Origin of the sequence: Dactylosporangium sp. NPDC051484, assembly GCF_040689395.1 — a bacterium.
Classification (GTDB): Bacteria; Actinomycetota; Actinomycetes; order Mycobacteriales; family Micromonosporaceae; genus Dactylosporangium.
Genome location: NZ_JBFAZX010000003.1, coordinates 156,227 through 179,458, shown reverse-complemented (window position 1 = coordinate 179,458; position 23,232 = coordinate 156,227). Strand labels below are relative to the sequence as shown.

Sequence of the window (23,232 nt, the reverse complement as noted above, 5' to 3'; positions counted from 1 at the left end):
CAGGTGCGGCCCGGGCCGATGACGTACGTCATGACCTGCCCCGGCACGCCTTGCCGGGCCGGGGCGGCGCCGCCAGTATCGAAGATCGACGGAGGTGACCAGATGTACGTCGAGCGGTTGCTGGAGATCCTGGCCCGGGGGCCGGAACAGCCGGCGCTGTGGTGGCAGGATCGGCCGATCAGCCGCGGGCGCCTGCGCGCGGAGATCCTGGCGGTCGCGGCGGCACTGCACACCGAGGGGATCGGTCCCGGGCGTACGGTCGCGATCCTGACCCGGTCGAACGCCCCCGCCACCCTGACCGTCCGCTACGCCGCGCACCGGCTGGGCGCGACCGTCACCCACGTGCGCTCGATGAACGCCCGCGCCGACGGCGACCATCTTCCGGTCGACGCGCAGGCAAGGATCCTTGCCGAGAGCGGTACGACGTTGCTGGTCACCGACGCTGCCAACGCCGGGCGCGCCGCGCTGCTCGCCGGGCGCGTTCCCGGCCTGCGGGTCCGGGACGTGGCTGCACCCGCCCCGGTCGGCGTGATCGCGCCGGTGGCCGAGTACCGGCCGGAGGCGGTCGCGGTGATCGACCTGACCAGCGGGACGACGAACGCGCCGAAACTGGTCCGGCAGACGTACGCGGCCCGCGCCGCCCGGGTGGCCGGCTCGTTCGGCGAGCGGCCCCCGCGGGACCGCCCCGTGCTGCTCAGCGTGACCCCGATCAGCCAGGCCACGGCGACCCTGGTGGACGCGGTGCTGCTGCACGAGGGCACGATCGTGCTGCACGGCGCGTTCGACGCGGACGCGTTCCTGGACGCGGTCGCCCGGCACCGGGTGACCGACGTCTACCTGGCCGTGCCGCACCTGTACCGGCTGATCGACCGGCCCGGCATCGGCGAGGCCGACTTGAGCTCCCTGCGGGCAGTGATCTACAGCGGGACGGTAGCCACTCCCGAGCGGATCGCTGTCGCGTACCGCATCTTCGGGGACCGCCTGGCCCAGTTGTACGGCAGCACCGAGGCCGGTGGCATGTGCTCGCTCAGCCCGCTGGACCACACCGAGCCGGAACTGCTGGCCTCGGTCGGCCGGCCGTTCCCCTGGCTGCGCCTGCGGCTGTGCGTGCCCGGCACCGACGAGCCGGTGGTGCGGGGCGGGGTGGGCGAGGTGGGCGTGGCCGGCGACACGCTGATGGCCGGCTACCTGGGCGACCCCGGCCCGGACGCGCCGGTCCTGCGAGACGGTTGGTTGCGCACCGGTGACCTGGGCCGCCTCGACCGGTACGGATACCTGCACCTGATCGGGCGCACGGGAAACGTGATCAAGGCCAACGGCTTGAAGATCTATCCGGCCGAGGTGGAACGGGCCCTGCTCGGCCACCCCGAGGTGGCCGAGGCCGTGGTCTACCAGGTGGTCGACCCGGACCGCGGGGAGCTGGCGCACGCCGCGGTGCAGTGGCGGCCCGGGGCATCGCGGGCTGTCCCGCCGTTGCGGGCGCACCTGACCGCAACGCTCTCCGCCGCCCATGTCCCGGCGGTGTTCCACTCGTGTGAGCGCATCCCGCTGCTGCCGTCCGGCAAGCCCGACGTGGCGGCGCTGCGCCTGGAAGGTACCGTCCATCAGTCCCCACCGGCAGGCTGAACGGACGAAGTGCCGGTCCGATCGACCACGTTGGACAATCAGGGCCGCCGATGGCACAGTCTGTATGTGATCACGGTGCTGCTGGCCGAGGACATGAACATGGTCCGCGGGGCGTTGCTCGCGCTATTGCAGATGGAGACCGACATCCAGGTGGTGGCCGAGGTGGCCTCCGGCGACGACATCCTTCCGCAGGCCCTGGCGCACCGCCCGGACGTGGCCGTCCTGGACATCGATCTTCCCGGCATCAACGGGCTGACCGCTGCCGCGCTACTGCACGAGCAGTTGCCGTCCTGCCGCTGCCTGATACTGACCAGCCTCGGCCGCCCGGGCAACCTCCGCCGGGCGATGGCCGCCCACGTGGCCGGCTTCATTCTCAAGGACGCCTCCCCTGACCATCTGGCCGACTCGATCCGCGGCGTCGCGGCCGGCCGCCGCGTGATCGATCCGCAGCTGGCCCTGGCCGCCTGGGACATCGCGGACAACCCATTGACCTCGCGGGAGCTGGAGGTGCTGCGGCTGACGTCGGACGGCGTGGAGCCGACCGAGATCGCCACCCGGCTGTTCCTCTCCACCGGGACCGTCCGCAACTACCTGACCACTACGGTCACCAAGTTGAACGCCCGCAACCGGATCGACGCTATTCGGATCGCGCGTGAGGCCGGCTGGCTTTAGGGCGGTGCAGCGGCACCACCTCGGCGTTGTGCCCGCTCCCGACCGCCTCCGCCACGGTCAGCGGCAGCTCGGCGGACAGCTCGAACCACCGGTCCGGCGCGATCGAGGCGGACAGTGACCCGCCCAGCGCCGCCGTGCGGGTGGTGAGGTTGCGCAGCCCGCTGCCGACATACGAGGACGGCTCGCTGCGGTTCTGCTCGGCGCCGTCGTTGCGGATCGTCATCCGCACCCGGTCACCCCGGACAGCGACCGCCACCTGGCAGTTCTTCGCCTTGCTGTGCCGCAGCAGGTTGGTCACGCCCTCCCGCAGCACGGTGGCCAGCACCGTGCTGACCTGGCAGGGAAGCTCGGGGTGGGCGATGTTCATGACCACCCGGATGTCGGCCGCGGACAGCACCGAGCGGGCCGACCGGGCCTCGTCATCGAACGACATGTCGCGGTATCCGCTGGCCAACTGGCGCACGTCGGCCAATGCCTGGCGGGAGATGTCCCGGATCTCCTCCAGCTCGGCCAGCGCGCGCTGCTCGTTGCGGCCGATCAGGCGCCGGGTCAGCTCGCTCTTCAGGGTCACTGCGGACAGGCTGTAGCCGAGCAGGTCGTGCAGGTCGCGGGCGAAGCGCAGGCGCTCGTTGAAGACGGCCATCTGAGCCATCTCGGCGCGGGTCTCGTGCAGTTCGGCGACCAGCAGCGTCATCCGGGACAGGCCATAGACGATCAGTCCGGTGAGCACGGTCGAGACCGTCGTGTAGGCGACCAGCAGAACCTGCGGCTCGATCGCCGTCTGAATGACAGCGGTGGCGCCGACGACCACCAGAAAGGCGACGATCGAGAACGGCGCGGGAAGCATGAGCAAGGCGCTGCCGGCCACGAATCCCGGCATGCCGACCCATGCCTGGCCGAAGGCGAGGAAGGGGAGGAAGCCGAGAGCGGCCTGCAGGCCGCTCATCGCAAACACGCCACCCCTGCCGAGCCGCCGCGCGCGGCTGGAGAGGAAGAACAACTGCACCGACAACAGCGCCGCCATGGCGGCCAGGGCGAGCAGAACCAGCGGCCACGCGCTGGCGAACTCGAGAATGTGGAGCGTCGCGACCAGGCACAGACCGCTGAAGACGGTGGCGACCACGCCGCGGGCCAGCTTCGGCGCCAGCGACCGAAGGCCGTTCTTCGGTGTGTCGTCCAATGTGTACGCATCGCGTGATTCGAGCACACGGCCCCCCTGTGTCGTTCATTCCCCGCGGCGTGAGATTATCGCGACAACCTGGATTCCATCTGCCCGGCTCGAGGCGCAGCCCGGCGCCCGGGGCGCTCAGCTCCCCGCTGATCCCGGCCGATGCCCGACCGCGAAGCCGCCAGCGGTGAACTCGGCCCGCCAGTCCAGACCGAGCGCGTGGCTGCTAGCGTCCTCCTCGTCCAGCACGGTTACCGCGCACGGCGCCAGGCCCATCGCGGTCGCCACCAGGCACAGCACCTCCTGCAGTGCGCCGACATGGCGCAGGGTGGTCGCGTACGCCTCACCGGCGCGCCCGGTCCGCAGCCGGCCGAGCCGCGACGTGATGGTCACCAGGACCGGCGGCTCGTGGGCCATCCCGCCGGCAATCCGCGCCTCCCGCAGCAGTGCCGTGACATCCTCCTCCCGGTCGTTCACGCCTACCAGTGCATGCGCGTCCGGGTCGTACCAGTGGATCGCCCGGGGCACGCCGGAACAGGCCGCGGCGACCACGTACACCTCCAACTCGCCTTCCTCCCGCAGGAACCGGCCCCGGGCCGCGCGGTACAGCAGCGCGCCAAGCTCCGCCACGGTGACGTGGGTGCCGGCGAAGTCCTGGTACGACCGCTGCGCCGCCAAAGCAGCGGTCAGCGGCGGGTCGTCCGCCATCGACCCGGGCGGCCGGGGCAACGGCAGCGGCCTGCTCACAGGCCGCGCGGAGCGCCCGTCGGACGGGTCCGGCGGGCAGCACTCGTCGGGCGGGCCGGCGTCGGCGCGGCCGCCCCGGATGCCGATGTGGAAGGTCAGCTCGTGGTGCGTCCACGGACGCAGCACCGGATCGCTGTCCTCGGCGAACCGCGGTACCGGCCCGGGCTCGGCGGTGCGCACCATGCCCGCCGCGACCAGGTAGCCGACCACCTCGGCGAAGAGCTCGTCCGACCAGCCCAGCGCGGTGCCGGCCGCCGTCACGGTGGCCGGGGCGGCGAGCGCGGCAACCGCGGCCGCGATCAGCGGGTCGTGCAGGACCACCCGGTGGTCGGACAGCGGCGACTCCAGCACCAGGCTGTCGCTGTGGGTGCGCAGCGAGGCCGCCCGGGACAGCCGCACCACACGGTTACCGGGCACCGGGACCGGCGCGAACCGGGCCCGCGAGGTGATCGGCACGACGGACATCAGCGGGCCGCCGGCGTCGGCCAGTCCGATCGAACGGACCAGCACGTTCTGCAGCGCATCCAACAGCGTGGCGAGGGTGTGGCGCTCCTCGGCGGCAGCGTCGTCGATGACATTGCCCAGCGACACCGGGCCGAAGCTCATCCGGCGCAGTGACTCGCGGACGGCCGGGCCCGGGCGGTCGACCCGCACTTCGCCCCAGCGGCTGAGCAGGACCAGGTCGTCGTCGCCCGGGGCCGATTCGACCAGTACGTCGTCGCGGAGCGACCAGAGCACGATGGGGCGTATCCCGTGCCCGGCGTCCGGCCGGAGGAAGAGATTCACCAGGGACTCTCAGACAAAGACGGGAATGGGGTTGAGATCCTCGAACGCGATCGGTTCGGTACGCCGGCCCAGCCGGACCGGCACGTCGTACAGGCGGCCCGGCGCGAAGCGGGCCCACATCGGGCGCAGGCCGGGCACGATCACCTTGACCACCGGCAGGCCAATGTCCGGACGGGTCTGGTCCAGCACCATCAGCTCCAAGCCGTGATCGGCCACCGTGCGCTCCACCCAGCGCAGGTCCTCCCGCAGATCGGCGAAGACTCGCCCGGGGTAATCGGCGGGCGTCCGGGAGTCCTGCCCGACGGCCGGCCACAGGTACGGCTGGCCAGCCACCGTCGCGTCCCGCCACCAGCGCCGCGCCTCCGGGTCGTTGCAGGAATGCCCGCGGTCCTCGGCGTCGACCGCGGCGACGGCCGGCAGCATCTGGTTCAGCTCGGTCAGCGCCCGCCGCAGTGCCACCCGGGCGTCCAGGTGAGCGCCGAAGCCGAACACGATGTCCTCGGCCGGCTTGTCGATGCGCCGGGACAGCGCGACGAACGTCGGCACGCCTAGGTCGGCGGTCACGTCCAGCGCCCACACCTCGCGATGCAGACTCCGGTGCACCTGGCGCAGCTTGCCGATCCAGGCGTCGCCGAACGCGTCCAGGTCGACGCCCGGCAATGGCGTGCGGTTGTACCACCACAGCGCCACCGCGTCGCGTTCCACCAGCTCGAAGAAGCCCTGCAGGACGGCGTCCTCAAGGCTGCTGCCGGCGGCGCAGCCGTTCGAGTCGGCCCGCAGCCCGCGCGCCCCTTCCACCGCCGGGGAGCCGTAGTACAGCAGCCCGGTCGGCACCAGGCGGGACCTGCCGCCGGTCAGTGACCACACCGGCGTCCAGTCGATCGTCGCCGACTCGTCGAACTCCGGCCCGATCCACTGGAAGGCCGAATGCCGGTCGTTCCATTCGTCCCGGCCGGCCCGTTGCCGCTCGTGCACAAGCTGCAGCGCGTTCGGATGCACCGCCTCGTCGCCGAGCTCGGCCAGGCTCGCCCGCACGGTCAGCTCGTCCCCGTGGTACGCGCCGCTGCACCGCTCCACCGCCTCGCACAGCGCGCTCACCTCGGCCTGCACCGCGGTGACCCCCTTGCCGCCGTGCTCGCCGCGGAGCCCATGGCGCAGATCGCCGATCCCCCGCGGGTCGACGGCCAGATTCGCCCCGGCGCGGTACGCGTTGAGGAAGGCCGGCCCCCGATCGTCCTGCCTGATCTCCCGTACCACCCCGGTGATCGGGCTGATCAGATGGCCGAAGCGGCGCCGCATCTCCTCTGCGGTGAGCGCGCGATGCCCTCCGTCGGCGACGCTCGCCTTCGGGCGAGACTGCAGGCGCACCGGCTGGCGGGTCTGCCGGCGGACCAGCTCCGGGTCGCCGCATGAGTGGCACTGCGGACGGGCGCGCAGGTCGTGATGCTCGCCGCGCAGGGTGAGGGTGTCCAGCACCCACACCGACCGCTGCCCGGCATTGCGCTGTCCGGCCGCCCACTTGGCCGCCTCCAGCGCGATCAGGTTGGCCGCGACCGCGGCCGCCGGGGCGATCGTCGCCCGGGGACGCGGCACCGGACCACGACGGCCCAGCGTGCGCTGCACGTACGCCTCGGCCCGCCGGTGCGTCCACAGTCGGTGCACCAGGCAGTGCCAGCAGGCGCCGCCCGGCTCGAAGACCGGCCCCAGCCACAACTGGGTGCCGACCGGCTTGGCCAGCATCCACGGCCGGCCGGCGGCGCGGTGCTCGGCGTCCACCCGGGCCAGCTCCGCGTCGAGGTAGTCAGTGCAGAGCACCACGCCCAGGTCCGCGGCGCCGGCCACAGTGGTCAGGCCGGCCGCCTCGCAGGCGGCCAGCACGGCGGCGGAGTCGGTCTCGCCGACCGCGGTCACGGCCACCGAGGCGGCGCCCACCGCGCCGGCCGCGTCGTGCCCGTCCAGCCCCGCCGACTCCCAATAGGCCAGCGCTGCCGGGTCCGCCAGGCCGGCGTCCGGGCGGTGCGCGGTGAGCAGACCGGCGTCGGCCAGGTTACGGATCAGCGCGGTGATCTGGTCCGGGCTCTCCCCCGCAGCAGCCCGCATCAACGCGGCCACGTCACGGGTGCCGTCCAGCAGCGGCACCAGGCGCTCCAGCGACTCGGCCTCGATCGCGGTGACTCCGTGCTCGGAGAAGAGGTAGGTCGCCTCGCCCGCCACCACCTCGGCGCGCAGATCCCGCCGGAAGCCGACCCACGGGCGCGGCACGATGCCGGTCATCTCAGACCACCCGGCCGTGGGGCAGCTCGATCAGGCAGATCCAGGTGAATTCGGCCATGCCGGTCGGGTCGTCGGCCAGGGAGGTGTCGAAGACGCTGATCCGTACGCCCGGGGCGGCCGGGGCGTCGGCGGCCCGCGCCGCACCATCGATTCCGGAAAGCAGACACTCGGCGCTGGACAGCTGGCTCATGACGTTTCTCCGCTCGATTTGATGGGCATCTCGGGATGCCGGCGATGGAGAAATCATTTCGGTGCGGCCGCCGCGTGCACCAGTGCTGGGATCACGGCACGCCTGTGAAGAACTCATATGAGACTTTCACGGGCGCCGGCCAGAGAGATTCACGCGGCGCCCGTGAGCCGCGCACTGGCCCACCCCTGCCCCTCGTTGACAGGCTCGATGACACGGTCGAGCAGGTGGCTCGTCGACCGCTCTTCATGGACAAGGGGGTAGACAATGAGCATTCGAATCGTGGTCGCGGACGACCACGCCCTGGTGCTGGACGCCTTCGCCGAGACGCTGCGCGCGGTGCCCGGCTTCGAGATCGTCGGTCTGATCAACAGGGCACAGCACGTCGTGTCGACCGTCCGCCTGCTGCGTCCCACCGTCGCCATCCTGAACATGGGCATGGCCAATGTGGACGTGTTGCACCTCACCCGGGAGGTCCGGGCCGCGCTGCCCGGCTGCGGGGTCGCCCTGATCAGTGCGAAACCGACCCGGGACCTGGTGGACCGGGCGGTCGAGGCCGGCGCGCTCAGCGTCATCCCCAAGCACGCCCGCCTGCCGTACCTGGTCGGCGCGATCCGCGGGGTCGCCTCCGGCTGCCTGACCATCGACCCGGGGCTGATCGGCCCGGCCGGCCCGACCAACCAGACCCTCTCGCACCGGGAACGGGAGATCCTCAGCCTCACGGTCAGCGGCGCCTCGGTGAAGGAGATCGCCAAGGAGCTGTTCCTGTCGGCCGGAACGGTCCGCAACATCTCGTCCACCGCGATGCGCAAGCTCAAGGGCCGCAACCGGTTCGACGCCGCCCGGATCGCATACGAGCAGGGCTGGCTCTAGTACGTGGCGAGTCCCGGGCCGATGACATCCGTCATCGGCCCTCTGCCCGATGAGCGCCGGAATGCTTACCGCCCCGGCCAAATCACAGGAAGGGAACAGCAATGCAGACAAGGGAGGATCGCGGATGAGCACGCTCGTCGTGGACGGCCTGCGAAAACGCTACCGCGACCACGAGGCGGTCGCCGGAATCAGTTTCGAGGTGCGGCCGGGTACGATCTTCGCCCTGCTCGGCCCGAATGGTGCCGGCAAGACCACCACCCTCGAGATACTGGAGGGCTTCCGGCACCGCGACGGGGGCCGGGTCGAGGTGCTCGGCCGGGATCCGAGCGGCCGCGGGAACCGGCGGTGGCTGCGCGAGCGGGTCGGCCTGGTGCTCCAGGACATCGCGGTGGAGCCGTACCTGACGGTACGGGAGACCATTACCCGAAGCGCTGGGTATTACCCGCGGCCACGCGACGTCGACGAGACGATCGCGCTCGTCGGTCTGGGCGGCAAGCAGAACGACAAGGTGCGCAATCTCTCCGGCGGGCAGAAGCGCCGGCTGGACATGGCGCTCGGTGTGATCGGCAACCCGGAACTTCTTTTCCTGGACGAGCCGACCACTGGCTTCGACCCGACCGCGCGGCGCGCCGCCTGGGAGGTGGTGCGCAACCTGTGCGACACCGGCACCACGGTCATGCTGACCACGCACTACATGGAGGAGGCGCAGACACTGGCCGACGACATCGTGGTGCTGGCCGCCGGCAAGATCGTCGCGCAGGGCACGCCGGAGACGATCGGCGGGCGCGACACGGCTCAGGCGCAGATCCGGTTCACCCTCCCGGACGGAGTCGAGGTCGCCGACCTGCCGATCGTCCCGAGCGAGACCGACCAGCGGTCGGTCACCTTCGAGGTGGACGACGTGACCGCCGTGCTGCACAAGCTGACCGGCTGGGCGCTGACCCGCGACACCGTGCTGCCCGGCCTGGCCGTGCACCGGCCCAGCCTCGAGGACGTCTACCTGAGCCTGACCGGTGACGACGCCGGTCGGCCCGACCCGGAGGCGCGGTCGAGGTCGCGCCGTCGCAAGGACAGGAGAACGGCATGACCAGCACGATCACCCCGGCCACCTCGGCCACCCCGGCCACCGTCGGCAGCGCCGCCACGACCGCCCGGCGCGGTGGCGACCTTCGCATTCTGGTCCACCAGATCCGGTACGAGCAGCTCACGTTCTGGCGCAACCCGCAGGCGATGATCTTCACCTTCATCTTTCCGCTCGCCTTCATGACCATCGTCGGGGCGGTGTTCCGCGGTGGCACGTCGAGCGAGTTCTTCTACGGCCACACCGGACTGCAGTACTACACCGCGACCATCGCCGCGCTGTCGGTGCTCGGCGCCTGTTACGGCCAACTGGCCATCGCTCTGGCCATGCGCCGCCAGACCGGGGTGCTCAAGCGGGTGCACGCGACACCGCTGCCGGCCTGGATCTACTTCGCGGGCCTCCTCGCCCACTGCGTGCTGGTCAGCGTGATCGAGGTGGCGCTGATCGTCGGCGTCGGCGCTGCCTACCGGGTGCCCATGCCGGTCAGCTGGGGCGTGCTCGCGGTCACCCTGGTGCTCGGCGCGGCCTCGTTCTGCGCGCTCGGCGCCGGGGTGTCGGCCCTGGTACGCAATCCTGAGGCGGCACCGGCGGTGGTCCAGTTCGTCCAGCTGCCGCTGCTGTTCCTGTCGGGCACCTACTTCCCGATCCACTCGTCGCTGCTCACCCACGTCGGCGACGTGCTGCCGGTGAAGCCGTTCAACGACGCGATCCTGGCCGCGTTCACCACGAACGCCCACCTGAAGTGGACCGAACAGGGCGTGCTGCTGGCCTGGGGAGTGGCCGGTGCGATCGTCGCCGTGCTGCGGTTCCGCTGGGATCCCCGCCCGGAATAGGCCTGCTCCCGCCGAAGGCGCCCGGACCGTTGCCGCGGTCCGGGCGCCTTCGCATTTGCTGCCGCTTGCTGGTCCGGCCAAAACGGTCCGGGCGCCTTCGTTTCTGGTCCCGGCCGCCGGACCGGCCCCACGCCGCGCCGGCCGCCGCACTGCATGCCGCACCGCCGTCCCCGCATACGACGCCACCCCGGCTCGCGCAGGAGCCGGGGTGGCGAGGGGGGATAACGGGCGGTGTGTGGTCAGTGGACGAAGGCGGCCGGCTCCCAGCGCTGCGTGACCAGCCGGTCCTGCCAGGACTCGCCGAGCACCTCGTCGATCGTCTCGGCGATCGCCCAGCACATGTAGTAGCGCTGCAACGGCGACACCGTCAGCAGCGGCAACTGCTGGTAGAAGAGGGTCGTCAGCAGCCGGTAGGAGGCGAAGAACGGCGACGGCTGCTCACCGCTGCTCGACGCCGCCAGCGCTCGCTGGAACGGCCCGTCGGACGGTTCCTGGGGCGCCCCCGACACCGATTCCAGCAACCCCGACGTCAGGTGACCGGAGGCCGCCGAGTGGTCCAGCGCCCCGGCGCAGTAGGCAAACGCGGTCTTCCAGCCGACCGCCGAGGCGCTGGGCATGTCGGCCAGCCAGGCGGTCACCACAGCGTGCAGCTGGTCGGCCTCGGCCAGCAGCCGGTGCGCGAAGGTGGTCCGCACCTTCCGGCTCGGCACCGCCGCGGACAGGAACGACTCCACGTGGTAGCGCAGCGACAGGGCCCCGTACGCCAGGCCCAGCGGATGCGTGTCGGCCAGCGCCAGGAACGACTCGGCCAGCCGGGTGGTGGCTAGCGCCGGATCGGCGGCCAGCTCGTCGATGGTCCGCATGAGCGGCTTCCCGGTGATGCCGAGCACCACGTCCCGGAGCCGGGTCAGCTCGGCGTGCTCGCCGGCGAACTCGTCGGCGTAGAGCAGGTCGACCGCGCCGTGCGGGCGCATCGGCGGGTACGGCTCCGGTATGCCCTCCAGCTTGCCCAACTCGCGCGCCCGGGCCAGGTACACCTCGGTGCTCAACGCGGTCGCCGGGTCGAGCGGGCCGGCGTCGAGCCGGGCGGCCAACGTCTCCCAGTCCGGAGCCGGGCCGAACGCGCGGCGGGCCACGATGTCCACGTGCGGCCCGTGCTGCCATCCCTGGCGCAGAAAGACGACACGGCCGCCTTCGCCGGCCAGGTCACGGGCCACCGGCACGACATGCCGGGCGAGCCACGGCAGCGTCGCCGGGGCCCGGGTGTGCAGACGCAGACCGGTTGCCCCGGTCGGATCGAATTCCACTGCAGGTGGCGTCGGGGCATCGGCCATGTCATGCCTCCCAGGGACAGTCGAGAATGGTCCGAGACTATGCAAGGAATGCCCCGACGATCGCACCGGAATCGCTTTCCGGCAATTACCCGGGCACCCGTCGGTGACCGCGATCATCAAGACCGTGACAGATGTGACGACCGGCGCCGTCCGCATCCGGAAAGAGAACGCGCCGCCCGCATCATCGAATGACATCGGAAACGGACGGCGAACCGTGTGAGGAGGAAAGACCGTGCCCGATCGTCGAGACATCTTGCGGCTGGGCGTTTCCACATGCACCTCACCCAATTCCGACTGACCTCACGGAACGGGCGGCCGGCGCCCGCCGTGGAATCCGGTTGGAAGGACACCGTGCTGTTGTGGCCGGGCGAGACGGTCACGTTCGTGGCGAACTTCGACAAGCACCCGCGGGGTCTATCCGTACCACTGCCACATGGTCGGCCACAGTGCCATGGGAATGATGGCGCGGATGAGCATTCGCTGAATCCGGCATCGATTTGGCTGCGGTTCACCGGGATCCGCCGGCCGGAAGCAGGAAAGGCAGGAGATCACTTTGCACAGTCACGCGGCGCGGTCGTTACGACTGCGCAGGCTTCACCACCACAGCACGGCCGGCCTGCTGATCGCACCGGTCGACCACTCCATCGCCGACGGCCCCATCGTCACCCGGACCAGCTCGCTGGATCGCCTCATGGGTCACCTCGCGGCCGGCGGCGTGGACGCGGTCATCGTGCACAAGGGCAGCGTCCGGCACATACACCCGGACCGGTTCGCCGAGATGTCGCTGATCGTGCACCTCAACGCGAGCACCGGACACGCGCTCGACCCGGACGCCAAATACATGGTCACGGCCGTGGAGGAGGCGATCCGGATCGGCGCCGACGGAGTCAGCGTGCACGTCAACATGGGTTCGCTGGAGGAACACCAGCAGATTCAGGACCTCGCCCGGATCGCCGACGCCTGCGACCGCTGGAACCTGCCGCTCATGGCGATGATGTATCCGCGCGGCCCGAAGATCACCGACCCATCCGACCCGGCCCTGGTCGCGCACGCCGTCACCATCGCCGCCGACCTCGGCGCCGACCTGGTCAAGACGGTCTATCCCGGCTCGGTCTCGCGGATGCTCGAACTGACCGGCATCTGCCCGATCCCGGTGCTGGTGGCCGGCGGGCCGCGCCGGGGCAGCGACACCGAACTGCTGCAGTTCGTGGCCGACGCGATGGCTGGCGGGGCGGCCGGCGTGGCGATGGGCCGCAACCTGTTCCAGGCCGCCGATCCCGAGCGACTGGCCAAGAAGATCGCCCGGCTCATCCACCAGTACCCCATCGAGCCGTTCACCGACATCACAGGAGGACACCATGACGGATCAGCGGCTGTGCTGGCTTGACATCCGCGGGGCGGGTGCGGCCACCGCGGCGATCCTGGAAGAGGCGGTACACCAGCGCATCGACGCCCTCGTGACCGCCGACCCGGACTCCCTGGCGGGGTTGCCGCCCACGGTGGGCCGGGTGCTCGTCATCGGCGACGGCGAGCCGATCCCCGCCGACTTCGGCGCGGCCGACACCGTGGTGCTGCCCGGCCCCACGGCCAAGCATGCCGAACTGGTCGAGTCGCACCCCGGCATCCGCTTCGGCCGGTACGTCCAGATCGTCGACGCGCCGACCCTGGAGGAGGCCTGCACCGCGGCCCGCAACGAGGCGGTCGCCGTGCTCGACTTCCGCGACCCCACGAAGATCCCGCTGGAGATCGTGCTGGCCGCGGCGGCCGGTGCAAACGGCACCATCGTCACGCTCGCCCACGACGCCGAGGAGGCCGAGATCCTTTACGGCGTGCTCGAGGTCGGCTCGGACGGCGTGCTGATGGCGGCCACGCAGGTTGGCGACGCGACCGCGCTGCGCCTCGCCGCCTCCGCCGGAACCGGCCGGATCGAGCTGGTCGAGCTGGAGGTCACCCGGACCCGGCACGTCGGAATGGGCGAGCGGGCCTGCGTGGACACCTGCACCTACTTCGGCAAGAACGAGGGCATCCTGGTCGGATCACACTCCAAGGGCATGGTGCTGTGCGTGAGCGAGACGCATCCGCTGCCGTACATGCCGACCCGGCCGTTCCGGGTGAACGCGGGCGCGATCCACTCGTACACTGTGGGACCCAACGGCCGCACCCAATACCTGAGCGAGCTAGAGGCGGGCAGCAAGGTGCTGGCCGTCGACACCGACGGGCGGGCGCGCGCGGTCACGGTCGGCCGGGTCAAAATCGAGACTCGTCCGCTGATCTCGATCGACGCCGTCTCGGCCGACGGGCGTACGGTCAACCTGATCCTGCAGGACGACTGGCACGTCCGCGTCCTCGGCCCCGGCGGCGCCGTGCTGAACTCGACCGAGCTGAAGCCGGGCCACCGCATCCTCGGCCACCTCCCGACCGCCGACCGCCACGTCGGCTACCCGATCAAGGAGTTCTGCCGCGAGCAGTGACTCCTATCCGCCCGCCCCGCGCCCACCCGACCGCCGTGGCGCGGAGCGGGCGGCTCTCCAGCGTCATCGCGTCCGGACCCGACTTCGCTGCCTCAGAGCTCAACGGCTACTGGACTCACCGTGGTGAGCTGGAACAACTGCCTGTTCGGTCCGTTGGCAATACCTCAGGCCTGCTGAAGGGCCCGGCGGATGGTGGCCGCGACGTATTCGGGGTCGCGGAGGTCGCGCAGCACGACGACCGTGGAGCCGCCGCCCGCCGGCTCGTCCGGGCGGGTGAACAGCGAGACCACCTGGGCCATGGCCGCGTCCAGCTCGGCGGCCGGGTCCGCGGCGTCGCGGCGCAGCCAGCGGCGCAGGACATGGTTGTGCGCCGAGACCACGGCGGCGGCCATCAGCTCGGCGCGCAGCGCCGCGCCCGGTGCCGGGCCCATCCACTCGGCGATGAACTCGCGAAAGAGCCGCTGGTAGCGCGCGACGCTGGCGATCTCCCGGTCGCGCAGGGCGGCCACCCGGCTGGTCAGCGCGTAGCGGCGCCGGGCGCGGTCGCCCTCCTCGATGTAGCGCAGCAGCACCAGCCGCACCGCGTCGGTCACCGCGACGAGCGCCGTGTCGGCGCTGGAGGTGGCCAGGCGCTCACGCACGGCCGTGACGAGCCGATCGTGGTCCGGGAAGATCACGTCTTCCTTGGACCGGTAGTGCCGAAACAGCGTCGTGCGGCCGACGCCCGCGCGGTCGGCGATGTCATCGGCGGTCGTCTGCTCGTAGCCGCGCTCATCGAACAGGTCCAACGCCGCATCGACCAGGCGCTCTCGTACGGGGATTCCGCTCACCGTGCCATCCTCGCGCATCGTCGGACAGGCTGTTGCCCCGCCGCCATGGGATCTAGTACCGTCCTAACGGTACTTGGTACCGCGCCGCTCCGGGAGGGCCCATGTCAACGACATATTCACCCGAACTCGTGCGCACGGCCGAGCTGTTCGAGTACGCGGACGTGGACGCGGCCGAGTCGCTCGAGCGCGACTTCGAGATCGTCCACGCCCAGCGCCGCACGGTGCTGTTCCGCGAGGGCGAGACCGCCGACTACCTCTACGTCCTGCTGGACGGCAAGGTGAAGCTCAGCCGCCGCTCCCACGACGGTCGCGAGGGGCTGCTGGCGCTGCTCGGCCCGTCGGACCAGTTCGGCGAGATCGAGCTGCTCGACGGCGGCCCGCGGGTCACCACCGCGACGGTCGTGTCCGGCGCGCGGCTGGCCCGGCTGCACAAGACCGCGCTGTACCGCTGGATCGCCCAGCGCCCGCACGTCGCCGAGCAGCTGCTGCAGGTCGTCGCCCGCCGGATCCGCGGCAACCGGGCCACCGTCCACGACCGGCTCTTCACCGACGTGCCCGGCCGGGTCGCCGGCCAGCTCATCCAGCTCGCCAACCAGTTCGGCGTGGCCGAGGACGGCGCGACGCGGGTCGTGCACGACCTCACCCAGACCGAGCTGGCCCAGTTCGTCGGCGCGTCCCGGGAGTCGGTGAACAAGGTGCTGGCGCAGTACGCCAGCCGCGGCTGGGTCCGGCTGGAGAACAAGTGCATCGTCATCCTCGACGACGCACCGCTGGCTCGCCGCGCCCAGCACAAGCGCCGCCGCTGACGTCAGCGCCCCGCCGCCCGGCGGGGAATGACCAGCGCCGCGCCTGTCGCCGGATCGGGAACGACGCGGCGCGGCAGGGCGAAGACCGCCAACGGCGGGACGCCGCTGCGGGCGTGTTCCACCGGCCGGTTCACCGACCGTCCGCCCCGCGCGCGAGGCGAGCCAGGATCTCGTCCACGGCAGTGCTGCCGGCGGGCGCGTCCGGGGTGAAGGTCCATGTCAACCCTACCCAAGGGTCACCCATGTGATCGTCGGAGACTACCGGCAGCCGTGACATCGAGCGCCACATCGCCGAGATCAACGGACCGAGCGTGGAGGAGTCCGCCGGATCGGCGACCATCAGGAGGTGGACACCTGCCGCTGGCCCCTCGCTGAGCAGGTACTGCAGTTGGGCGACCGAACGTTCGTCGAATCCGTACGGAAAGTCGTGGAGCACCAGCAACCGGCGGCCGCCGTCGATCGTGCCCGGTAGCGTCCCCACGGTGCCCGCGCGCATCGCCATCTGAACCAGGTCGACGCGGTCGACAAGATTGTCGAGGAGTGCGTTGAGCTGCTGGGGCGTCGTAGCGACCGGGGGGGACAACCGCCCGGAACCCGGTGCGCCGGTCGGATCGAGCGCGAGGGCGGCGGTGCCCCCACCCGCGAGATCCGCCACTGAAACGCCCAACCAGCCGGCCGGATGGGCAGCGAGCAGCCGGACCACAATCGAACGGGCCATCGACACGGCGGCCGGTCGATCGACGTTGGCCGAATCGATCCACAGCGCACGGGTCAGCGGAAGCCGGAACAGCAGGGGGATCCGCAGCTGCGGAGCCTCCGGGACGTGTAGCTCGCCGACCCGAATCGCCGCCGCTGTCGTCGGGGGTGGGAGCCGTCCCCGCCATGCCGGACTGTCCCAGCCCGCCATCGGAGCCGGCAGCGTGACCGCCAGGCCGCGCAGCTCGCTGACGAGCTGCGCGACGTCACGGCGGTGGTCCGACTCGGCTCGGCTCACCAGCTCGTCATGTCTGCGGTCCGCTTCGGCGCGGGCCGAGGCAGTCTCCGGAGAGTTCCGGAAGCGTGGATCGGCGAGCAGTTCGCTGATCTCGTCGTCGCGGCGCTGGGCCGCGTAACCGATGGCCGACCGCAGTGCGTACGCCGAGCGGGCCGCGTCCTCGAAGACACCGCGCACCTGCTCGCAGAGGCGCTCCTGCGGGACCCCACCCACCGGCGGGGCGGGCACAGCCGGCGCCGGCCGGTACGACTCGGCTGAGGCCGGAGGCGGCTCGTCCTGCTCCACGTCCACCCCGTGGACCACCGCCAACTCCGCGAGACCGCCCGAATAGCCCTGGCCGACGGCCCGTATCTTCCAGCCGCCGCCACGGCGGTACAGCTCCCAGGCGATCACCGCGCGCTCCGCGCTCAGCCCGTCGATGGAGAATGTCGCCAGCTCCGCGCCGGTGGCGTCGGTGGCTCGGGCCACCGGCGCCGGGACACCACCGAAGGTCGCGGTGGGGCCATCCCGGCTGACCACCGCCAGGATGCGCACCACATCGGCGGGGAGCGCGGACAGGTCGACCTCGACCCGTTGCGCCCCACCGCCGTCAAATGGCCGCCACGACAACCCCGCACCCTTCGGTTGGTTGTAGAAGACGAAGTCTCCGTCGGACCTGACACGCCCCGTCTCCGCGAGCAGCACAGCGGACAGGTCGACCGCGACGGCAGCGTCGACGGTCACCTTGAGCCAGCTTGCGACCAGGGGCGCGTTCTGCCCCTTCACGAGGACCAGCGTCATGTTCCCTCCTGGTGCCGATGAACCCGGATGCGGCACGGCTACAGGAAACGCCCCAGGGCAGGGATCAGTTCCAGAGGTTGCTTGCCCTGCACGGGCTCGCCGATCGCCATCATCTTCCAGGTGTTGCCGTCCCGGAAGACCTTGGCCATGACCATCCCGGTGCTGAGGGCGCCTCCGGAGAGCGTATAGCGGGCCAGTTCCGCGCGGGTCGTCTCGTCGACCAGCCGGCAGAACGCGGCCTGAACCTGCTGGAACGTGTGCCCTTGGTAGGAGGTAACCACGAAGATGACTGTGGTGACATACGCGGGCACCCTGGCCAGATCGACGATGATGGACTCGTCGTCACCGTCGCCGTCCCCGGTGCGGTTGTCGCCGGTGTGCAGGACCGATCCGTCCTTGCTGCGGAGCTGGTTGTAGAAGGCGAGGTCCACCGGCTGGTGGTCGGCGAAAAGGATCGCCGAGGCGTCCAGGTCGATGTCGACCTCGCGGTTACCGAAGAGGCTACGCCTGCGCAGTGGGTCCCATCCCAGCCCCATCCGGACCAGGGTGAGCGCTGAGCCGTCCTGCTTGCGCAGCGAGACCCGCTGACCCTTGGTCAGGCTCACCGGAGCGCCGGGCCTGCCCACCGGCTGGTCCGCTGGCCGTTGCGGTGGGGATGGACGGGTGTACTGCGGCTGTGTGGGCTGCGCCTGGGCGTACGGCGCAGACGCGGGCTGCGCCTGGACATGATGCGGCTGGGCGCTGGCGACCTGGGCCGCGACGACCTGCGACGGCACGGCGGGCGGGGGCGTGACCGGCTGGGACGTGGCGGCCGGCGCATCGTCGACGGTCACGCCGTGGTCGCGGATGAGGTCGGCGAGACCACCGGCATACCCCTGACCGACGGCACGTACTTTCCATGTGCCGGCCCGCCGGTACAACTCCACCGCGATCACGATGCTCTCGGTCGTGAGACCGCTGACCACGTATTGGATGAGCTCCGTTCCGGCCGCGTCGAAGATCCGGGCGACGGGTGGGGTCACCTGCCCGAACCGCAGGCCGGTCCCGTCGACGCTCATCACGATCCGGACCTTGTCCACATCGGCCGGCACGGCGCCGGTGCTGACCGTGACGTGCCACGATTGCCCGGCTCCCGGCTGACGGCAGGATACCCCGGGCCCGTCGGGCTGGTTGTAGAAGACGAAGTCGGCGTCGGAGCGCACCTTGTCGTCATTCGTTACCAACAGCGCCGAGAGGTCGGTCGGGCAGGCGACCTCCACCACGACCCGCACGTCGTTCGCTGCGAGCGCGGTGTTCTGGCCCTTCACCAGCACGATGGCCATGCTTTGTGTCTCCTCTGGTCAGGTGGCCGCGTCAAGGCCGAGGGATACCGGTATGGCTGCCTACCAGCCGAGAATCTCATCGCCAGGCCGTTGCCCCGACGCAGGAGAAGACCCGTGGATCCGCCTGGTACGTCATCCCGTGGGCGCGGCGGTGGCCAGGAGCCAGGCGACGATCTCCTCGCCGCCGAGGATGCCGGAGCGCTGCGTGACGGTGAGGTCGGGGCAGTGCCAGTCGATGCGGTGCAGTTCACCGTGCGCCGGGCGGATCGCCGCGTCGGCGACGGCGAGCAGTTCCGCGTCGAGTATCGAGTCGCCGGCAGCCAGCAGCCGGCTTCCGCCGACGCGGTGGTGCACCTCGGCGACCGCTGCGGATTTCGCCAGCGGCTTCGGCACGCAATAGAGCTTGCGTCCCTGCACCGAAACGGTCCAGCCGCGTTCGGTGCACCAGCCCGACAGGTCATCGATGAGGCCAGACGGAAGCTTGGCGCGCTCCATCACTGTGTAGTGAAACATTCCGTCGGCCTCGTGCCATCTGCGGATTCCCTCCTGATTCGCGGTCGCACGGACGTGCTCGCCGACCTCCGCGAACGACGCGCATTCCCGCGCTAGCACGCCGGCCATCCGCGCCGACCAATCCTCGTCGACGCGCCCACCGGCAAGGATCCGGCCGCCGTTGGAAGTGACTGCGTACGCCGGTTCCGTTGCCCAGGCGATCCGGCGGTACTGAGCGACGGTCCGGGTCGTCGCCGGCACGAACTCGGCCATCGTCCGCAGCGCGTCGAGCAGCCGGTGGGTGTTGCGTGTGTAGAACGAGAGCGGCCGGCCCTCGTACATTTCGACCAGATGCAGCTGTGCCGCCTCGGCGTCCGACCCCATCGCCGACCGCGAGTAGATGAGTGTCCGGTCCAGATCACACGCGACGGTCACGGAAGAACGCAAGGCACACATCACCCGGCGTAGGGCCGGATCAGCCCGATGCAGGAGTACGGCAGGTCGTCCACCACGTCGATCGGGACGCCACGCTGCTCGGAGAGGAGTCGCACGTGTTCGAGGCTGGCGACGGCGTCCGCTCGCACCAGAACCCGCCAGGGCACCCGGCGCAGCAGCACACGGGTCGTCTCGCCAACGCCTGGCTTGACGAGATTGACGTCATTGATGCCGTATGCGGCGCTGATTCGCTCGACCGCCCGCCACCCGGCCCAGGTCGGTGACCGGTCCCCTTGCCGGCACTTGTCGACTGCGTCGTTCACGGCCGCGAACCGCGCGGTCACCGTCTCCAGAAACAGCGCTGACATGTCGGTGGCCGCCAGATGTGCGTAGTACTTGGCGCCGTGGAAGTCGCCGGGGCCGATGAGCACGTCGTTGAGCACGGTGCGCGATACCAGGCCCGAAACGGTCGAGTTCAGGCACGCGGAGGGAATCAGGTAATCGTCGCGGCTGCCATAGAAGCGTACGCATCCGCCTGGGTCTGCGAGCACCGCAAGATCCGATGGAAAATCGACCGCGGTGGTCTCGCGCAGCCGGCCGAGCGCCGCGGTGAGCTCCCGGGTGATCGCGCCCTTGCCGGTCCAGCCATCCACGAACATCACATCGACCGGGCGGTGGTGCACGGCGATGTACCGCATGGCGGCCATATCCAGTCCTCGTCCCCGGACGATGCTGACGCTGTAATGCGGCAAGGTGATGCCATACCGCTGCTGAATCCAGCGACGAATCAGGATACCGATGGGGGTGCCAGCCCTGGCCAACGAAACCAGCACGGCGTTGTCGCCGCGGTGCCGCAGGATCTGCTCGGCGACGACCCCCACGTCGTGGGCGATCCTGTGGGCGGTGGCGTCGAGCGCCGCGTGGAACAGCGCCTGGTACTCCTCGGACGGCTGGTACTCCACCGGCAGCGATTCGGCGTAGTGGGCCCGGCCGGACTGGATCGCCTCCTCACGGTCCTCGGCGGGCGCCTCCAGCGCCACATCTGACAGGTCAGTGAGGAGCCAGGCGACCTCGTCAGGCTGGTACGACCCGAACTGTGGCCCGTGCAGCGGCGCGTTCACCGCTCCTCTCCGACCGTCGCGACCAGGACCCGGTCCGCGACGTTCGTCAACGCCGTGAGCAGACCGTCGGGCCTGTGCAGCGCCGGGGTGTCACCGGCCGGATCCACGACTACGAGCACGGTGGCCGCCTCGACGTTGTAGGCGTAGCGTTCGCCGCCGCCCGGTGGGTTGTCGTGGGCAGCGAAGACCAGGCGGCTACGCAGCGGGTAACCCGGGTCGTCGACCACCACGGCCGGCGAGCGCGTGGTGGTCGAGAAGCGGACGTCGCCGAGGCGGTCCGCGAGCGCGGCGGCGATGCGCAGCGGGGTGTACATCAGCTCCTCAGTGCCGAGGACCAGCAGTGGACCGGCGTCGACCGGTATCCGGGCGGCGATGTCGGTGACGATCACATCGAGCCGTGCCCGGTCTGCGGGAGTGAAGCCGTGCCGGCCGGTTCCCGGCAGTCCGGCGGGCCAGTCGACCTCGATCCGCTCGAGCGTCCCGTGCCGTGGCACGCTCGCGGGCATCAGGTCGATCGGCACATGCGTGCCGGCGAACGCCAGACTGCCACTGACCAGCGCCACGACCTCGATTTCGGTGTCGAGCGCAGCAGCCGCCCGCGCCATCCGTAGCTGGTCGGCGGGCGATCGCGTGTCGACTAGCGCGGCGATGACGTACCGGCGGCGGGGCCGGAGCCGGTGCAGCATCGCGATGGTGTTCAGCGCCGTGGTTCCAGTGCTCAGTTCATCGTCCACCAATACCAGCGGCAGGTCGTTAAGGACCACAGCCGGGTCGGCGGGCAGGAGCAGGTGTTCGGTGGCGTGCGAGTGCTCCTCGGTGAACCCGCCCAGGGGCACCATGCCGGGCACGGCCCGTCGAGTCGAATGCAGGCACACGGCGTCACCGAGGGCGTCGGCGACGGCGTGCCCGAGCCCGGTGGCCGTCTCCGCGTAGCCGACGACGACGGCGGATTCCGCACCGACCGGCACCGCCGCCGGCAGCGCCGCAGCGGCAGCAGCCCGCCCCGGATCCTGCGGCGTGAGCGCGGTGCGCAGCTGCGCGCCAAGCCCGGCGGGCAGCGTCGAGGTCCCGCGCAGTAGATCACCGACGAGTGCGCCGAGCAGCAGGCCGGCGCCGAGGACGAGCCGCGGATCGGCCGGGACATGCTTGCCCAGGATGGTTGAGACGAGGAGGTGCGCCCGGCGCGGGTTGCGCCGCAACGCCAGCCCGACCAGGTCGGCAATGGTGAGCCCGACCGGCGACGTCGTGGTCCGTATCGTCACACCCAGCCGGTCGGTGACCCAGCGGCCGGCCCAGGGGGCCGGGTGCCCGGTGTCGTTCACGTGGGCGTACCGGCCAGGCGCAGGTCGGTCACGCCGACGTTCTCGGCGGCCACGCCGAACGCCGTGGCCCGGCTGAGCACCCGCTCGGCCCATGCGCGATGCGGCTTCGACTCATTCATCTTGTTGCCGTAGCTCGACGCACGCGCACCCCAGTGCTCACTGTCCGATCGCAGGATGTCCATAGCGTCGGCGTATTCCTCGGCGCTGACGACCATGAGCGCGTGCACCACCGGAAGGTGGCGGGGGTGGATTACCGTCTTGCCGATCAGCCCGTTAGCCAGGTCGAGGGCCGTCTCGCGGCACAGCCCGTCGAGGTCCGGTGTGAAGTACTCCCACACCGGACCGGTGACAACGTAGCCGGAGCCGTCGGCCCGGCCCAGCAGGTTAACCACGTCGGTGATGACATCGGCGAGGACTCCGACGTCGTAGACGGTCAGCGTCGGACCGCGCCGGATGCCGTAGGCACCAGCGAAATCGGTGGCCCCGAGCCGCACCGCCAGGATTTTGCTGCGATGCTTGGCCAGCAGGGCGCGAATGCCGCCAAGCGTGTCGAGCCGGGTCTCCTTGTGGATGACCTCGGCCGATTCGATGACCGGCATCGCGAGGAGCCTGATGTCATACACCGTCGCGGTGTCGTCGAGCGTGTCCAGGAACGCGGCGCCGTTGAGGTCGGTGAACTTTGGCAGGACAAACCCGGACAAGATGCCGGCATCCGCCCCGAGCGCCTCCACAAGCGTTGGGATCTGTTCAGGCCGACGGACCCGCAGGAACAGCAGCGGTGCGGCGCACCGGCGGGATGCGTAGTCCCGGAGCTGGGCGACGACGTTGCGCTCGGCGTCGGCGACCTCCGCATCACCAATCGCGTCCTCCAGGCAGATCACGGCGCTGAGCCCCCCGAAGAGCGCAAGCCGCTGTAGATCGTCGGCCAAGCGGGGCCGGTTCCCGGGCATGTAGAGCGTCGCGCCCAGCGCGACGGCTAACGTCGCGGCATCGGCCGTGCGGTCGAATTCCAGTGGTGAGAGAGCGAAGAGCCGGCGGTGTTCAACCGCCGGCACATGGGCGAAGTGGCGCACCAGTC

The 23,232-nt window shown here is 70.8% G+C and carries 20 protein-coding genes and 1 pseudogene; 9 read left to right on the top strand and 12 right to left on the bottom strand.

Annotated features, from left to right (window positions below; translation table 11 throughout):
- Nucleotides 1-102 precede the first annotated feature (102 nt).
- Together AB0367_RS07155 and AB0367_RS07150 are read left to right on the top strand one after the other, a co-directional pair.
- Entirely contained in the window at nt 103-1,626 is a 1,524-nt protein-coding gene (locus AB0367_RS07155; protein ID WP_366225294.1) for an AMP-binding protein, read from the top strand.
- Nucleotides 1,627-1,692: 66 nt separating this feature from the next.
- Entirely contained in the window at nt 1,693-2,298 is a 606-nt protein-coding gene (locus AB0367_RS07150; RefSeq protein ID WP_366225293.1) for a response regulator transcription factor, read from the top strand.
- On the opposite strand, the gene AB0367_RS07145 is transcribed toward AB0367_RS07150, so the two are convergent.
- The 4 genes from AB0367_RS07145 to AB0367_RS07130 all read right to left on the bottom strand — a co-directional run bounded on the left by AB0367_RS07145 (nt 2,264) and on the right by AB0367_RS07130 (nt 7,463).
- Complete coding sequence (locus AB0367_RS07145; protein WP_366225292.1) at nt 2,264-3,505, bottom strand: histidine kinase; 1,242 nt, start codon at nt 3,503-3,505, stop codon at nt 2,264-2,266. The two genes, AB0367_RS07150 and AB0367_RS07145, sit on opposite strands and share 35 nt — an antisense overlap.
- A gap of 99 nt (nt 3,506-3,604) precedes the next feature.
- Nucleotides 3,605-4,999, bottom strand: coding sequence for a SagB family peptide dehydrogenase (locus tag AB0367_RS07140; RefSeq protein ID WP_366225291.1), 1,395 nt, complete (start codon nt 4,997-4,999; stop codon nt 3,605-3,607).
- A 9-nt stretch (nt 5,000-5,008) separates the two neighbouring features.
- Entirely contained in the window at nt 5,009-7,273 is a 2,265-nt protein-coding gene (locus AB0367_RS07135; RefSeq protein WP_366225290.1) for a TOMM precursor leader peptide-binding protein, read from the bottom strand.
- A gap of 1 nt (nt 7,274) precedes the next feature.
- Nucleotides 7,275-7,463 (bottom strand): hypothetical protein, encoded by a 189-nt coding sequence (locus tag AB0367_RS07130; protein ID WP_366225289.1) that lies wholly within the window; start codon nt 7,461-7,463, stop codon nt 7,275-7,277.
- A gap of 264 nt (nt 7,464-7,727) precedes the next feature.
- On the opposite strand from AB0367_RS07130, the gene AB0367_RS07125 reads away from it, so the two are divergent.
- From AB0367_RS07125 to AB0367_RS07115, 3 genes are all read left to right on the top strand, one after another.
- Nucleotides 7,728-8,333 (top strand): response regulator transcription factor, encoded by a 606-nt coding sequence (locus tag AB0367_RS07125; protein WP_366225288.1) that lies wholly within the window; start codon nt 7,728-7,730, stop codon nt 8,331-8,333.
- 124 nt (nt 8,334-8,457) lie between these two features.
- Nucleotides 8,458-9,420 (top strand): ABC transporter ATP-binding protein, encoded by a 963-nt coding sequence (locus tag AB0367_RS07120; protein ID WP_366225287.1) that lies wholly within the window; start codon nt 8,458-8,460, stop codon nt 9,418-9,420.
- Nucleotides 9,417-10,247, top strand: coding sequence for an ABC transporter permease (locus tag AB0367_RS07115; RefSeq protein WP_366225286.1), 831 nt, complete (start codon nt 9,417-9,419; stop codon nt 10,245-10,247). The genes AB0367_RS07120 and AB0367_RS07115 overlap by 4 nt, the downstream gene beginning before the upstream one ends.
- A gap of 239 nt (nt 10,248-10,486) precedes the next feature.
- On the opposite strand, the gene AB0367_RS07110 is transcribed toward AB0367_RS07115, so the two are convergent.
- Entirely contained in the window at nt 10,487-11,554 is a 1,068-nt protein-coding gene (locus AB0367_RS07110) for a hypothetical protein (RefSeq protein WP_366225285.1), read from the bottom strand.
- A gap of 430 nt (nt 11,555-11,984) precedes the next feature.
- Here AB0367_RS07110 and AB0367_RS07105 point away from each other — a divergent pair.
- From AB0367_RS07105 to AB0367_RS07095, 3 genes and pseudogenes are all read left to right on the top strand, one after another.
- Nucleotides 11,985-12,065: pseudogene (locus AB0367_RS07105) on the top strand (multicopper oxidase domain-containing protein); the annotation flags it as partial.
- A gap of 69 nt (nt 12,066-12,134) precedes the next feature.
- Nucleotides 12,135-12,968 carry a 2-amino-3,7-dideoxy-D-threo-hept-6-ulosonate synthase gene (locus tag AB0367_RS07100; protein ID WP_366225284.1) on the top strand — a complete coding sequence of 278 codons (834 nt, stop codon included), beginning with the start codon at nt 12,135-12,137 and terminating at the stop codon, nt 12,966-12,968.
- Nucleotides 12,940-14,052, top strand: coding sequence for a 3-dehydroquinate synthase II (locus tag AB0367_RS07095; RefSeq protein WP_366225283.1), 1,113 nt, complete (start codon nt 12,940-12,942; stop codon nt 14,050-14,052). The genes AB0367_RS07100 and AB0367_RS07095 overlap by 29 nt, the downstream gene beginning before the upstream one ends.
- A gap of 164 nt (nt 14,053-14,216) precedes the next feature.
- On the opposite strand, the gene AB0367_RS07090 is transcribed toward AB0367_RS07095, so the two are convergent.
- The gene (locus AB0367_RS07090) at nt 14,217-14,882 is read right to left on the bottom strand and encodes a TetR family transcriptional regulator (RefSeq protein ID WP_366225282.1); all 666 of its coding nucleotides are present in this window, start codon (nt 14,880-14,882) and stop codon (nt 14,217-14,219) included.
- A 101-nt stretch (nt 14,883-14,983) separates the two neighbouring features.
- Here AB0367_RS07090 and AB0367_RS07085 point away from each other — a divergent pair, with 101 nt between their 5' ends.
- Nucleotides 14,984-15,688, top strand: coding sequence for a Crp/Fnr family transcriptional regulator (locus AB0367_RS07085; RefSeq protein WP_366225281.1), 705 nt, complete (start codon nt 14,984-14,986; stop codon nt 15,686-15,688).
- A gap of 130 nt (nt 15,689-15,818) precedes the next feature.
- Here AB0367_RS07085 and AB0367_RS07080 read toward each other — a convergent pair whose 3' ends face one another.
- The 6 genes from AB0367_RS07080 to AB0367_RS07055 form a co-directional block, all read right to left on the bottom strand.
- The gene (locus tag AB0367_RS07080) at nt 15,819-17,462 is read right to left on the bottom strand and encodes a TerD family protein (protein ID WP_366225280.1); all 1,644 of its coding nucleotides are present in this window, start codon (nt 17,460-17,462) and stop codon (nt 15,819-15,821) included.
- A 38-nt stretch (nt 17,463-17,500) separates the two neighbouring features.
- Nucleotides 17,501-18,784 carry a TerD family protein gene (locus tag AB0367_RS07075; RefSeq protein ID WP_366225279.1) on the bottom strand — a complete coding sequence of 428 codons (1,284 nt, stop codon included), beginning with the start codon at nt 18,782-18,784 and terminating at the stop codon, nt 17,501-17,503.
- 132 nt (nt 18,785-18,916) lie between these two features.
- Complete coding sequence (locus tag AB0367_RS07070; RefSeq protein ID WP_366225277.1) at nt 18,917-19,723, bottom strand: HAD family hydrolase; 807 nt, start codon at nt 19,721-19,723, stop codon at nt 18,917-18,919.
- An 8-nt stretch (nt 19,724-19,731) separates the two neighbouring features.
- A complete protein-coding gene (locus tag AB0367_RS07065; protein WP_366225276.1) occupies nt 19,732-20,832 on the bottom strand; it encodes a cysteine protease StiP family protein in 1,101 nt (366 codons plus the stop codon).
- Nucleotides 20,829-22,154 (bottom strand): phosphoribosyltransferase family protein, encoded by a 1,326-nt coding sequence (locus tag AB0367_RS07060; protein ID WP_366225275.1) that lies wholly within the window; start codon nt 22,152-22,154, stop codon nt 20,829-20,831. Before AB0367_RS07060 ends, AB0367_RS07065 begins: the two co-directional genes overlap by 4 nt.
- The gene (locus tag AB0367_RS07055; protein ID WP_366225274.1) at nt 22,151-23,227 is read right to left on the bottom strand and encodes an HpcH/HpaI aldolase/citrate lyase family protein; all 1,077 of its coding nucleotides are present in this window, start codon (nt 23,225-23,227) and stop codon (nt 22,151-22,153) included. Before AB0367_RS07055 ends, AB0367_RS07060 begins: the two co-directional genes overlap by 4 nt.
- Between the last annotated feature and the right edge of the window lie 5 nt (nt 23,228-23,232).

Excerpts from the sequence above, each read along its gene's own strand:
- AB0367_RS07125 (WP_366225288.1), top strand. The coding sequence starts at position 7,728 with ATGAGCATTCGAATCGTGGTCGCGGACGACCACGCCCTGGTGCTGGAC.
- AB0367_RS07075 (WP_366225279.1), bottom strand. The coding sequence starts at position 18,784 with ATGGCCATCGTGCTGGTGAAGGGCCAGAACACCGCGCTCGCAGCGAAC.
- AB0367_RS07135 (WP_366225290.1), bottom strand. The coding sequence starts at position 7,273 with ATGACCGGCATCGTGCCGCGCCCGTGGGTCGGCTTCCGGCGGGATCTG.
- AB0367_RS07120 (WP_366225287.1), top strand. The coding sequence starts at position 8,458 with ATGAGCACGCTCGTCGTGGACGGCCTGCGAAAACGCTACCGCGACCAC.
- AB0367_RS07095 (WP_366225283.1), top strand. The coding sequence starts at position 12,940 with ATGACGGATCAGCGGCTGTGCTGGCTTGACATCCGCGGGGCGGGTGCG.
- AB0367_RS07130 (WP_366225289.1), bottom strand. The coding sequence starts at position 7,463 with ATGAGCCAGCTGTCCAGCGCCGAGTGTCTGCTTTCCGGAATCGATGGT.
- AB0367_RS07155 (WP_366225294.1), top strand. The coding sequence starts at position 103 with ATGTACGTCGAGCGGTTGCTGGAGATCCTGGCCCGGGGGCCGGAACAG.
- AB0367_RS07115 (WP_366225286.1), top strand. The coding sequence starts at position 9,417 with ATGACCAGCACGATCACCCCGGCCACCTCGGCCACCCCGGCCACCGTC.
- AB0367_RS07080 (WP_366225280.1), bottom strand. The coding sequence starts at position 17,462 with ATGACGCTGGTCCTCGTGAAGGGGCAGAACGCGCCCCTGGTCGCAAGC.
- AB0367_RS07085 (WP_366225281.1), top strand. The coding sequence starts at position 14,984 with ATGTCAACGACATATTCACCCGAACTCGTGCGCACGGCCGAGCTGTTC.